This window comes from Cellulomonas sp. HZM, from assembly GCF_000708885.1.
In the GTDB taxonomy this organism is placed as follows: Bacteria; Actinomycetota; Actinomycetes; order Actinomycetales; family Cellulomonadaceae; genus Cellulomonas.
The window spans coordinates 63,150-75,820 of sequence record NZ_JEOE01000010.1 but is presented as its reverse complement, the minus strand read 5'-3'; the positions used below and the strand labels follow the sequence as shown (position 1 = coordinate 75,820).

General features: G+C 73.3%; 10 protein-coding genes. 6 read left to right on the top strand and 4 right to left on the bottom strand.

The window, feature by feature from the left end; all coding sequences use genetic code 11:
- The first annotated feature begins 286 nt into the window (after positions 1-286).
- Both clpX and AW16_RS0107795 read left to right on the top strand, forming a co-directional pair.
- A complete protein-coding gene (gene clpX, locus AW16_RS0107800) occupies positions 287-1,567 on the top strand; it encodes an ATP-dependent Clp protease ATP-binding subunit ClpX (protein WP_029289415.1) in 1,281 nt (426 codons plus the stop codon).
- Positions 1,568-1,733: 166 nt separating this feature from the next.
- Positions 1,734-2,060 (top strand): chorismate mutase, encoded by a 327-nt coding sequence (locus AW16_RS0107795; RefSeq protein WP_029289413.1) that lies wholly within the window; start codon positions 1,734-1,736, stop codon positions 2,058-2,060.
- Between the two features lie 158 nt (positions 2,061-2,218).
- On the opposite strand, the gene AW16_RS0107790 is transcribed toward AW16_RS0107795, so the two are convergent.
- Positions 2,219-2,665 carry a GNAT family N-acetyltransferase gene (locus AW16_RS0107790; RefSeq protein ID WP_029289412.1) on the bottom strand — a complete coding sequence of 149 codons (447 nt, stop codon included), beginning with the start codon at positions 2,663-2,665 and terminating at the stop codon, positions 2,219-2,221.
- 176 nt (positions 2,666-2,841) lie between these two features.
- Between AW16_RS0107790 and AW16_RS0107785 the strand changes: the two genes are divergently transcribed.
- A complete protein-coding gene (locus AW16_RS0107785) occupies positions 2,842-4,035 on the top strand; it encodes a hypothetical protein (RefSeq protein WP_029289410.1) in 1,194 nt (397 codons plus the stop codon).
- A gap of 48 nt (positions 4,036-4,083) precedes the next feature.
- Here the strand turns inward: AW16_RS0107785 and AW16_RS0107780 are convergent, their stop codons facing one another.
- From AW16_RS0107780 to valS, 3 genes are all read right to left on the bottom strand, one after another.
- Positions 4,084-5,892 (bottom strand): long-chain fatty acid--CoA ligase, encoded by a 1,809-nt coding sequence (locus AW16_RS0107780; protein WP_029289408.1) that lies wholly within the window; start codon positions 5,890-5,892, stop codon positions 4,084-4,086.
- Between the two features lie 22 nt (positions 5,893-5,914).
- Positions 5,915-6,751, bottom strand: a complete 837-nt coding sequence (locus tag AW16_RS0107775) for an aldo/keto reductase (protein WP_029289407.1) — start codon at positions 6,749-6,751, stop codon at positions 5,915-5,917.
- Positions 6,752-6,823: 72 nt separating this feature from the next.
- Complete coding sequence (gene valS / locus AW16_RS0107770) at positions 6,824-9,460, bottom strand: valine--tRNA ligase (protein ID WP_029289405.1); 2,637 nt, start codon at positions 9,458-9,460, stop codon at positions 6,824-6,826.
- A 120-nt stretch (positions 9,461-9,580) separates the two neighbouring features.
- Between valS and AW16_RS0107765 the strand changes: the two genes are divergently transcribed.
- Genes AW16_RS0107765 through AW16_RS0107755 form a run of 3 tightly spaced genes read left to right on the top strand, consistent with a single transcriptional unit; the run spans position 9,581 to position 12,661 of the window.
- Complete coding sequence (locus AW16_RS0107765; protein ID WP_029289403.1) at positions 9,581-10,585, top strand: TIGR03557 family F420-dependent LLM class oxidoreductase; 1,005 nt, start codon at positions 9,581-9,583, stop codon at positions 10,583-10,585.
- Positions 10,582-11,349, top strand: a complete 768-nt coding sequence (locus AW16_RS0107760) for a coenzyme F420-0:L-glutamate ligase (RefSeq protein WP_029289401.1) — start codon at positions 10,582-10,584, stop codon at positions 11,347-11,349. The genes AW16_RS0107765 and AW16_RS0107760 overlap by 4 nt, the downstream gene beginning before the upstream one ends.
- 13 nt (positions 11,350-11,362) lie before the next feature.
- Positions 11,363-12,661: a glycoside hydrolase family 3 N-terminal domain-containing protein gene (locus tag AW16_RS0107755; RefSeq protein WP_081861527.1), complete on the top strand. Its 1,299-nt coding sequence runs from the start codon at positions 11,363-11,365 to the stop codon at positions 12,659-12,661.
- Positions 12,662-12,671 lie beyond the last annotated feature (10 nt).

Below are 12,671 nucleotides of genomic sequence, written 5' to 3'. Positions count from 1 at the left end.
GGGGATCGTCGACCAGGTGCTCGCGAGCCGCAAGGGTGCGCAGCCCACGGTCGTCGAACCCAAGGCGATCGAGGGCTGACCTCGGCGGGGACGGCGGGGGCGCGCCTCGGCGCGCACCCGCCGTCCGTCCGTCTCGGGCCTGTTCGGGGGACACGCCGCCGCGAACCACCGGGTTCGACTGACATCCGGCGCGGCGTAGTGTCCAATGGGAGAGGGCACCCGTAGGCCGGGTGTCGGACGACGCACCGCCCGCCCGGGCGGCGGCGACACGGAGAGAGGGAGACCTGTGGCACGCATCGGGGACGGGGCGGACCTGCTCAAGTGCTCCTTCTGCGGCAAGTCGCAGAAGCAGGTCAAGAAGCTCATCGCCGGGCCGGGCGTCTACATCTGCGACGAGTGCATCGAGCTCTGCAACGAGATCATCGAGGAGGAGCTCGCGGAGGCCACCGAGGTCGGCCTCGTCGAGCTGCCGAAGCCGAAGGAGATCTTCGACTTCCTCGAGCAGTACATCATCGGGCAGGAGTCCGCGAAGCGGGCGCTCGCCGTCTCCGTGTACAACCACTACAAGCGCGTGCAGGCCGGTGAGTCGGCCCGCCCGACCGCCGAGGACCACGTCGAGATCGCGAAGTCGAACATCCTGCTCGTCGGCCCCACGGGCACGGGCAAGACGTACCTCGCGCAGACGCTCGCGCGCATGCTGAACGTCCCGTTCGCGATCGCGGACGCCACGGCGCTGACCGAGGCCGGCTACGTCGGCGAGGACGTCGAGAACATCCTGCTCAAGCTCATCCAGGCCGCTGACTACGACGTCAAGAAGGCCGAGACGGGCATCATCTACATCGACGAGATCGACAAGATCGCACGCAAGAGCGAGAACCCGTCGATCACGCGCGACGTCTCCGGCGAGGGCGTGCAGCAGGCACTGCTCAAGATCATCGAGGGCACGCAGGCCTCGGTCCCGCCGCAGGGCGGCCGCAAGCACCCGCACCAGGAGTTCATCCAGATCGACACGACGAACGTGCTGTTCATCGTGGCCGGCGCGTTCGCGGGGCTGGACGACATCATCGCGGCGCGCGCGCGCAAGCGCGTCGTCGGGTTCGGGGCGCCGCTGCTCGAGTCGCACGACGAGGGCGACCTGTTCTCCGAGGTTCGCCCGGAGGACCTGCAGAAGTACGGCCTGATCCCCGAGTTCATCGGCCGTCTGCCCGTCGTCGCCGCGGTGTCCCGGCTCGACCGTGAGGCCCTCGTGCGGATCCTCACCGAGCCGCGCAACGCGCTCGTCAAGCAGTACCAGCGGATGTTCCAGATCGACGGCGTCGAGCTCGAGTTCGACGACGAGGCGGTCGCGGCGATCGCCGACCAGGCGCTCCTGCGGGGCACGGGCGCGCGCGGCCTGCGCGCGATCATGGAGGAGGTCCTCCAGCAGGTGATGTTCGAGGTGCCGAGCCGTGACGACGTCGCGCGCGTGCTCATCACGCGCGGCGTGGTGCTCGAGAACGTCAACCCGACGCTCGTGCCGCGCGACACCCCGCGCGAGAAGCGTCCGCCGCGCGAGAAGAGCGCCTGACTTCCTGCGCACGGACGGGCCGAGCATCGACCGACCGGGCACGGACCCGCCGGGCACGAACCGCCGGGCACGAACCGCCGGGCACGAACCGCCGGCGCGCGGACGGCTGCGACGCGTCGCGAGACGCTGAGCCCGCACGCGGCCGCCGCGGCCTAGGATCACCCGCGTGAGCGACCTGCCCGCCCCGATCCCGCCCGAGCTCGCGCGCCTGCGCGGCAGCATCGACAACATCGACGCCGCGCTGATCCACCTGCTCGCGGAGCGCTTCAAGGCGACGCAGCGCGTGGGGCACCTCAAGGCCCGCGAGGGGCTGCCCGCGTCCGACCCCGGGCGCGAGGTGCAGCAGCTGGCGCGCATGCGGGCGCTGGCCCAGGAGTCGGACCTCGACCCGGTGTTCGCGGAGAAGTTCCTCGCGTTCCTGCTCGAAGAGGTCATCCGCCACCACGAGGAGATCGCCCAGGCGACGAACGGTGGGCAGGACGCGGACGCCTGACGTCGGCTCGGCGCCCCGGGGTCGCTCCACGCCCCGCCGCGCTCGTAGCGGCGGCGCGATCGTGAAGCGTTGGTGGGCTCTCGTGCGCGAAATGCTTCACGTTCGCGAGCGGTCCGGGCGGCGCGGGGCCGGGGCGGGCGGCGCGAGGCCAGCGTGGGTCAGAGCTCGAGCTTGAAGCCCTCGTGCGACTGCGCGTACCCGAGCCGCCGGTAGAAGCGGTGCGCGTCGGCCCGTGACTTGTCGGAGGTCAGCTGCGCGAGCCGCGCGCCGCGGTCGCGCCCGCGGCGGTGCGCCTCCGCCATGAGCTGCGTCCCGCCACCCCGGCCGCGCAGCGCCTCGTCCACGCGCACGGCTTCGACGATCATGCGCAGGGTGCCGCCGCGCGAGACGGTGGGCACGAAGGTCAGCTGCATCGTCGCGACGACCCGTCCGTCGAGCACGCCGACCACCAGCTCGTTGGCCGGGTCCGCGTCGACGAGGGCGAACGCGGCCTCGTACGGGGCGAGGTCCGTCGTCTCCCGGCCTGCGCCGAGCGAGTCCGCGGCGAGCAGCTCGACGATGCGGGGGAGGTCCTTGCGGACCGCGTCGCGAAAGGTCAGGTGCACGGCGCCCGACCCTACCCGCGACGCGACCTGGTCCGATCCGCCGTCAGCGGTCGCGCCGGGCGCGAAGGTGGCGGAAGGTGGGGGACGACAGAGAAACGGCCGGCCGACGGGGGCGAGGACGCGCCCTCGTCGTCGTGGTGCCGGTCGTCCTGCGTCCACCCACGGAGGTGCTGCCCATGGACCTGCACTGGCTCAAGCCGCTGCTCGGCCGTCCGTCCCCGTTCACGACCGTCTTCCTCGACGCGACGCGCGCCGAGTCGGCGGGTGACACGGGCGTCGAGGACCGTTGGCGGTCCCTGCGGCGCCAGCTCGAACGGGACGGCGCGGCGGCGGGCGTGCTCGACGAGATCGGCGACCTCGTGACGGTCCCGACAGGGGCTCGCGGTCCGCACGGACGCATCGTCGTGGCGGACGCGGACGGTGTGGTCGTCGACCGCGTCGTCGCGGAGGCGCCCGCGCAGTCCGCCGCGGTGCACGGACCTCTGCCGGCGCTTCTCCCCGCGGTGCGGGCGGCTGACGAGGAGGTGCGTGCGCTGCTGGTCGTGGTCGACCGCACCGGGGCCGACCTGGTGACGCGGTCGGTCGGCGGCGGTGCCGAGGCGGAGCCGACCACCGAGCAGGTGGAGGGCGGGCACGACGACGTGCACAAGACACGCGAGGGCGGCCTGGACCGGCGCAGCCAGACCCGCGCCGAGGACTCGTGGCAGCGCAACGCCGAGGCGGTGGCCGCGGCGGTGGACCGCAGCGTGCGCGGCACGCCGCCGGACATCGTGCTGCTCACGGGTGACTCGCGTGCCGTCGGGCTCGTGCGTGATGCGCTCGGGCAGGAGGCCCGCGCGCTGCTCGTCGAGGTCGCGGGCGGTGGCCGCGGGGAGGGGGTCAACCAGGCCGCGTTCGAGGCCAAGGTGCTCGCCGCGGCGGGCGAGGTCCGCGCGCGACGCCGTCAGGGTGTGCTCGACCGGTTCGCGACCGCGCAGGGCCGCGGCGAGAACGCCGTGACGTCGCTCGGGGACGTCGTGGAGGTGCTGCGCCGCGGCCAGGTCGCCGAGCTCGTGCTGCACGTCGACGCGCTCACGGGGTCGCTGGCCGAACGTGAGCTGTGGGTCGGCCCGGCCCCGCTCGAGCTCGCCACGGACCGCGAGGACCTCGCGGCGATCGGCGTCGACGGCGCCGGCGAGCGCTACTCGGCGGACATCGCGCTCGTGCGGGCCGCGCTGGGCCAGGAGGCCGGCGTGACGTTCGCGGAGGACGGTGCGGTCGACCTCGTGGACGGTGTGGGCGCGCTGCTGCGCTGGTCGGACGGGTCGACGCCGAGCGAGGCCGTGCCAACCCAGTCGGGCGACCAGGCGAGGCTGCGCACGGTGGTTTGAGGGCTCCCACCTGAAGAGCGTCGCGACACCCGCTCGTGCGACCGTTGGTCAGTCGTGCGGGCGGGTGTCGACGTACAGCTCGTCGACGTCGGCCGCGAAGTCTTTCAGGACGAGCGCGCGCTTCACCTTGAGCGACGGCGTGAGGTAGCCGTTCGCCTCGGTGAAGTCCGTGGTCAGCACGCGGATCTTGCGGATCGACTCGGCGCGCGAGACGGCCTCGTTGGTGCGCTGCACCGCGCGGTCGAGCGCCTCGAGGACCTGCGGGTCCGTCGCGGCGGCCTCGACGTCCATCGCCGGCAGGCCGTGGTTGGACAGCCATCCGGGAAGCATCTCCGCGTCGAGCGTGACGAGCGCGCCGACGAACGGGCGCTGGTCGCCGACGACGACGACCTGGCTGACCAGCGGGTGCCCGCGGAGCCGGTCCTCGAGCACCGCGGGCGCGACGTTCTTGCCGCCCGCCGTGACGATGAGCTCCTTGGTGCGGCCCGTGATGCGCAGGTACCCGTCGTCGTCGAGCGTGCCGACGTCGCCCGTGCGGAACCACCCGTCGACGAGCGCCTGCTTGGTGGCCTCCTCGTCGTGCCGGTAACCGCGGAACACGTGCGGCCCGGACACCCACACCTGGCCGTCGTCGTCGACCCGGATCGACGTGCCGGGGAACGCGGGTCCCACCGTGCCGACCTTGGTCAGCCCGGGCCGGTTGACGGTCGTCGGCGCGGTCGTCTCCGTGAGTCCGTAGCCCTCGAGCACGCGCACGCCGATGCCGCGGAAGAAGTGCCCCAGGCGTTCGCCGAGCGGCGCCCCGCCGGACACCGCGTACTCGGTGCGCCCGCCGAGCGCCCCGCGCAGCCGGCCGTGCACCAGCCGGTCCGCGAGCCGGTGCCGGGCGCGCAACGCGGCGCCCGGACCCGCCTCGGTGTCGAGCGCGCGGGAGTAGTCCACCGCGGCCTTGGCTGCCCAGCGGAACAGCCGCAGCCTCGCGCCGCCGCCCGCCTGCTGCTCGGCCGAGTTGTAGACCTTCTCGAACACGCGCGGCACGGCCAGCAGGAACGTGGGCTGGAACGACGCGAGGTCGGGCACGAGGTGGCGCGCGTCGGGTGCGTGGCCCAGCACGGCACCCGACGGCACGCACAGCACCTCGATGAACCGCGCGAACACGTGCGCGAGCGGCATGAACAGCAGGGTGCGAGCGCCCGGGACGGCGCACACCTCGCCGAGTCCGTCGACGCCCGCGCGGGCGAGCGCGACGAAGTTGCCGTGCGTGAGCTCGACTCCCTTCGGGCGGCCCGTGGTGCCCGAGGTGTAGATGACGGTCGCGAGGTCGTCGCGGCCGGCGAGCGCGGCACGGCGCGCGACCTCGTCGTCCGCGATGCCCGCGCCCTCCACCGCGAGGGCCTCGAGCGCGCCCTCGTCGATGACCAGGACGTGCGCGAGCCCGGGCAGGTCGTCGCGCACCTGGGCGACGACGTGCGCGTGCGCCGGCGTCTCGACGACAGCGAGCCGCACACCCGCGTCGGCCGCGATCCAGCGCGCCTGCTCCGCCGACGAGGTCTCGTAGATCGGCACGCCGACGGCGCCCGCGGCCCACACCGCGAAGTCGAGCACGGTCCACTCGAACCGCGTGCGGGACATGATCGCGACGCGGTCGCCGGGCTCGACGCCGCGCGCCACGAGGCCCTTGGCGACGGCCGTCACGCGAGCGACGAACTCCGCGACGGTCACCGGCTCCCACCGGCCGTCGGTGCGCACCTCGGCGAACGTGCCGTCCGGGTCCCGTGCGAGTCGTTCGGCGAGCATCCCGGGGATGCTGTCGCGCACGTCGACGGTCGCGGTCGTGGGCGAGCTGAACTCACGCATGTCGTGACCCTAGCCGCCCGCGCTACATCTCCTCGTACGTCGCGGGGTCCTGGCCGGCGATGCGGCCGTCGGGGCGGGTGAGCGAGCCGATCGCGGTCATCTCGTCGTCGCTCAGCGCGAAGTCGAACAGCGCGAGGTTCTGGCGTCGACGCTCGTCGTCGCCCGACTTGGGCAGCGGCACGACGCCCAGCTGGACCTCCCAGCGCAGCACCACCTGGCCGGGTGCCCGCCCGTGCGACTCGGCGATCCGGGTCACGACGGGGTCCTCGAGGACCGAGCTCCCGCGTCCGAGCGGGCTCCACGCCTGCGTGCGCACGCCCAGGTCGGCATCGGCGGCGCGCTGGTCCACCTGCGAGAAGCGCGGGTGCAGCTCCACCTGGTTGACGCTCGGCAGCTCACCCGTCTGCTCCTGCAGCGTGCGCAGGTGCTCGGGCAGGAAGTTGGAGACGCCGACCGACCGGACCAGGCCGCGCCCACGCAGCTCGAGCAGCGCGGCGAACGCCTCGACGTAGTGCCCCTGCCCGGGGTTGGGCCAGTGGATGAGGTAGAGGTCCCAGTGGTCGAGGCCCGCGCGGAACAGGGACTCCTGCACGGCGGTCACCGCGTCGTCGTGCCGCTGGTAGCGGCCCGGCAGCTTGGACGCGAGCACGAGCTCGTCGCGTGCGACCCCCGAGGCCCGCACCCCGGCGCCCACGGCCCCCTCGTTCTCGTAGTTGTACGCCGAGTCGACGAGCCGGTAGCCGGCGGCGATCGCGTCGCGCACGGCGTCGGCGCCGGCCTGGCCGCGCAGCGGATAGGTGCCGAATCCGACCGCGGGGAGCTCGAGGCCGTCGTTCAGGGTGTAGGTGGGTGCCGTCATGCTCCCGACGCTACGCGCGTGGCCCGTCCCCGCGCCGTCGGGGGCGGGGTACGGGCCACGTGGCGAGACGGGTCAGCCGCGCGCGACGGGCTCCCCGAGCTCGGCGTCGCGCGCGACGACGGACTCGCCGTCCGACTCGACGAGCTCGAGCGTCCCCTCGGCACGGCCTGCGGCGCGCACGTCGTCGAGCGCCTGCTCGACGTTCGCGCGCAGCGCGGCGGGGACCGCGAGCGTCACCGCGAGGATCGGTGTGCGCATCGACACCTTGGCCTCGGACTTCACCTTGCGCAGCGCGGCGAGCGCGGCGCCCGCGGCGGCCACGGCCGACGGGTCGGCGTCGCCCGCGGCGGCCCTGAGCGGCTCGGCGAGCGGCCACGGCGCCCGGTGCACCGAGCCCTCGCGCCACCACGACCAGACCTCCTCCGTGGCGAACGGCAGCACGGGGGCGAACAGGCGCAGCAGCGTGTCGAGCGCGAGGCCGAGCGCCGCGCGTGCGGAGTCCGCACCGGCACCCTCGCCGTACGCGCGGTCCTTGACCAGCTCGAGGTAGTCGTCGCAGAACGTCCAGAAGAACGTCTCGGACAGCTCGAGCGCGCGGGTGTGGTCGTATCCCTCGAGCGCCGCGGTCGCACGGTCGACCACGTCCGCGAGCCCAGCGAGCATCGCGCGGTCGAGCGCCACCGTGACGAGCGTCGGGTCGAGCTGCACGTCGCCGAACGAGAGCGCGAACTTGCTCGCGTTGAGCACCTTGATGGCGAGGCGGCGGCCGATCTTCATCTGGCCGACCTCGAACGCTGCGTCCGTGCCCAGGCGCGCGCTCGCGGCCCAGTAGCGCACCGCGTCGGAGCCGTGCTCCTCGAGCAGGCCCATGGGCGTGACGACGTTGCCCTTGGACTTGCTCATCTTCTTGCGGTCGGGGTCGAGGATCCAGCCGCTGATCGCGGCGTCCGACCACGGCAGCGAGCCGTGCTCGAGGTGGCTGCGCACCACGGTCGAGAACAGCCACGTGCGGATGATGTCCTGGCCCTGCGGGCGCAGGTCCATGGGGAACACGCGCGCGAACAGGTCCGGGTCGCTGCGCCAGCCGCCGGCGATCTGGGGCGTGAGCGACGAGGTCGCCCACGTGTCCATGATGTCGGGGTCGCCGACGAAGCCGCCGGGCACGCCGCGCTGGTCGGCCGTGTAGCCCGCGGGGACGTCCGACGAGGGGTCGACGGGGAGCTGGTCCTCGGTGGGGACCAGCGGGTTCGCGTGGTCCGGCTCGCCGTGCTCGTCGAGCGCGTACCAGACCGGGAACGGCACGCCGAAGAAGCGCTGCCGGCTGATGAGCCAGTCGCCGTTGAGGCCGCCGACCCAGTTCTCGTAGCGCACCGCCATGAACTCGGGGTGGAAGCCCAGCTCGGCGCCACGGGCCAGCAGAGCCGCGCGCAGCTCCTCGTCGCGACCGCCGTTGCGGATGTACCACTGGCGGCTCGTGACAATCTCGAGCGGCTTGTCGCCCTTCTCGTAGAAGTTCGCCTTGCGCTGCGTGCTGACCGGCTCGCCGTCCAGGTCGCCGCTCGCGCGCAGGCCCGCGACGACCGCCTCGCGCGCCGAGAACGTCGTCTTGCCGGCGAGCTGCTCCGCGTACAGCTCCGCGCCCGCGCCCGAGAGCCACTCCGGGGTGTCGCGCAGCAGGCGGCCGTCGCGGCCGACGACCGAACGCGTCGGCAGCTGCAGCTCGCGCCACCACTGCACGTCGGTGAGGTCGCCGAACGTGCAGCACATCGCGATGCCGGCGCCCTTGTCCTGCTCGGCGGCGGGGTGCGCGAGCACGGGCAGCTCCACGCCGAACAGCGGGGAGGTCACCGTCGTGCCGAACAGGTGCTGGTAGCGCTCGTCGTCCGGGTGCGCGATGAGCGCGACGCACGCGGGCAGGAGCTCGGGACGGGTGGTCTCGATGAACACCGTCGCGTCGCCGGCGCCGTGGAACGCGACCCGGTGGTACGCGCCCGGGTAGTCGCGCGCCTCGAGCTCCGCCTGCGCGACTGCCGTCTGGAACGTGACGTCCCACAGGCCCGGCGCCTCCGCCTGGTACGCCTCGCCGCGCGCGAGGTTGCGCAGGAACGCCTGCTGCGCGACCGCGCGGGCCTCGGCGGAGATGGTCTGGTACGTCATCGACCAGTCGACCGACAGGCCGAGGCGGCGCCACAGCGCCTCGAACTGGCGCTCGTCCTCGACCGTCAGCCGCTCGCACAGCTCGACGAAGTTGCGCCGGCTGATCGGCACCTGGTCGGCGGCCTTGATGGTCTTGCCGTCCGTGCCCTCGAACGGCGGCGTGAAGTCGGCGTCGTAGGGGAGCGAGGGGTCGCAGCGCACGCCGTAGTAGTTCTGCACGCGGCGCTCGGTGGGCAGGCCGTTGTCGTCCCAGCCCATCGGGTAGAACACCTCGGCACCCTGCATGCGGCGGTAGCGCGCCACGACGTCGGTGTGCGTGTACGAGAAGACGTGACCGACGTGCAGCGAGCCGCTCACCGTGGGGGGCGGGGTGTCGATCGAGTAGACCTGCGCGCGCTCCTTCGAGCGGTCGAACGCGTAGAGCCCCTGTGCCGTCCAGGCCGTGTCCCAGCGGTCCTCGACACCGTCGAGCGAGACCTTGTCGGGTACCTGGCGGGCGGCGCCCGTCGGGGTCCCGGTCTGCTGGTCGACGATGTGCTGGGGTTCGCTCATGCGCCCATCTTCCCAGAACTACCCGGGTCCCTCGGCACGGTTTCCGCGCACCGGGACGTGCCCGTCGGTGCGCGGGGTTAGCGTTGCAGCAGGACGCACGACGACGAGAGGTTCCTCCTGGTGAGCAAGGGTCTGACGGTCGGGTACGCGGCCGCGCTGGAGCAGTTCCACCCCACCGAGATCGTGGAGCTGTCGGCGCTCGCCGAGCAGCACGGGTTCTCCGGCGTGATGGCGGCCGACCACTTCCAGCCGTGGGTCCCCGCGCAGGGGCAGGCGTCGTTCGTGTGGAACGTGCTCACGGCTCTCGGTGAGCGGACGGCCGGGGACATCGGTCCCGGCGTCACGGCGCCCACGTTCCGCTGGCACCCCGCGATGGTCGCGCAGGCCTCCGCGACGCTCGCGGCGATGTACCCGGGGCGGCACTGGCTGGGGCTCGGCTCGGGTGAGGCGCTCAACGAGCACATCACCGCGCAGTACTGGCCCGAGGTGCCCGAGCGGATCAACCGCCTGTTCGAGGCGATCGAGATCATCAAGAAGCTCTACGCGTCCGGCATCGACGGCAAGGACGTCAAGCACGCCGGCCAGTTCTACAAGCTCGAGTCGACGCGGCTGTGGACGATGCCCGAGGTCGCGCCCGAGATCCTCGTCGCGACGGCGGGTCCGGTGACGGCCAAGCGCGCGGGCAGGCACGCCGACGGGCTCATCACGGTGGGCGCACCGCTCGAGAAGATCGGCGGGCTGTTCGACAAGTTCGACGAGGGCGTGCGCGAGTCGGGCCGCGACCCGGGGTCGATGCCGAAGGTGCTGCAGCTGCACCTGTCGTGGGCGCCGACCGACGAGGAGGCGCTCGCCAACGCGATGCACCAGTGGCCCAACGGCGGCATGAAGTTCCCCAAGGGCGACGTCCGCTCGCCGTTCGAGTTCGAGCAGATGGCCAAGCTCGTGCGGCCCGAGGACTTCGAGGGGCGCATGGTCATCTCGGCGGACCCCGACGCGCACCGGGCGGAGATCCAGCGGTACGTCGACCTCGGGTTCGACCGCATCTACCTGCACAACGTGGGCCGCAACCAGCGCGAGTGGGTCGAGACGTTCGGTTCGCAGGTGCTGCCGAAGCTGGTCCGGTGAGCCTCGAGGTCTGGGCCCCGGACGGGCTGGGGGAGGTCGCGCCCGGTGACGACCTCGTCGCGCTCGTGGCGGGGCTGCTGGGGTCCGACGAGCGCGGGCTGCGCGACGGCGACGTCGTCGTGCTGACGTCGAAGGTGGTCTCCAAGGCCGAGGGACGCGTCGTGCCCGCCGACGACCGCGAGCAGGCGATCACCGACGAGACCGTGCGCGTCGTCGCGACGCGCGAGCACCCCGGCGGCGTGACCCGGATCGTCGAAAACCGTCTCGGCCTCGTCATGGCGGCCGCGGGTGTCGACGCGAGCAACACGCCGCCCGGGACGGTCCTGCTCCTTCCGCTCGACCCCGACGAGAGCGCGCGGGCGCTGCGCCGCGGGCTCGCAGAGCGCTTCGGCGTGCGGATCGGTGTCGTCGTGTCCGACACGGCCGGCCGCACGTGGCGGCAGGGCGTGACCGACATCGCGATCGGCGCCGCGGGGCTCGTCGTGCTCGACGACCTGCGGGGTCAGGTCGACACGTTCGGGCGTCCGCTCGTGATGACCGTCGCGGCGGTCGCGGACGAGATCGCCGCCGCGGCCGAGCTCGTCAAGGGCAAGGCGACCGGCCGGCCGCTCGCGGTGGTCCGCGGTCTGGGCGAGCTCGTGACCGACGAGGACGGGCCTGGCGCGCGTGCGCTCGTTCGGCTGGGCGACGAGGACATGTTCCGCCAGGGCAGCGCCGAGGCGTACGCACAGGGCTGGAAGGACGCGCTGGAGGAGCGCGCGTGACGGCGGTCGCGGCGTGAGCGCGCGCCGGCCGCCCCGGCGTCGGTCGGCGGCCGCGCCGTGGGTCGTGGTGGGCGTCGTCGTGACCCTCGGTGCGGCCACGCTCGCGCTGTGGTTCGCGGGTCCGGGTTCGCGCGGGTCCTCGGCCGCCCCGACGAGCGATGCGTCGACCACCCGTGCCCCGACGAGCAGCGCGTCGGGTGCGGGGACGACGAGCGCCTCGCCGACCCCGTCGTCCCCGCCCTCAGCCTCGCCGTCCTCGTCGTCGACCGCGTCGACCGATCCGTGGGCCGGATGGACCCTCGCGCAGCAGGTCGGCCAGGTGTTCATGGTCGGCGTCTCGGTCAGCGACCCGAAGGAGGTGAGCCTCGACGCGGTGCGGCGTGACCACGTCGGCAACGTCTTCCTGCAGGGCAGGACCACCGCGGGCGCGTCCCACGTGCGCTCGCTCGTCGCGTCGTTCACGGACCTCGTCGGCCCGTCGACGACCCGGGGCGTGCCGATGCTCGTCGCGACCGACCAGGAGGGCGGGGTGGTGCAGGTGCTGCGTGGGCCCGGTTTCTCCACGATCCCGTCGGCGCTCGAGCAGTCGCGTCTGGGCACCGCCGACCTCACCTCACGGGCGAGCGGGTGGGGACGTGAGCTCGCCGACGCAGGCGTGAACCTCGACCTCGCGCCCGTCATGGACCTCGTCGACGCGTCGTCGGCACCGCACAACCCGCCGGTCGGTGCGCTGGACCGCAGCTACGGGTTCACGCCGACGTCGGTCACGACGCACGCGAACGCGTTCTCGGCGGGCCTGCGCGACGCGGGCGTCGCGGTGTCGGTCAAGCACTTCCCGGGGCTCGGGCGCGTCACGCAGAACACCGACACGCACGCGGGCGTCACCGACACCGTGACGACGCGGCACGACCGCTCCGTCGAGGTGTTCGCGTCGGGGATCGCCGCAGGCGCCGAGTCGGTGATGGTGTCGACCGCGGTCTACTCCCGCATCGACCCCGACCACCCGGCTGCCTTCTCACGCACGGTCGTCACGGGCATGCTGCGCGGCGACCTGGGCTTCCACGGGCTCGTCGTGACCGACGACCTGTCCGGGGCCGCGCAGGTCGAGCGGTGGACGCCGGGGCAGCGGGCGGTGCAGGCGCTCGAGGCCGGTGTCGACCTCGTGCTCTCGTCGAAGGAGCCCCAGGTCACGCACGCGATGGTCGCCGCGGTGCTCGCCAAGGCGCAGGCCGACCCGCAGTTCGCCGCGACCGTCCGCACCGCCGCGCAGCACGTGCTCGAGGCGAAGGGGCAGTGGCCGCCGACGCGGTGAGCCCCGACGG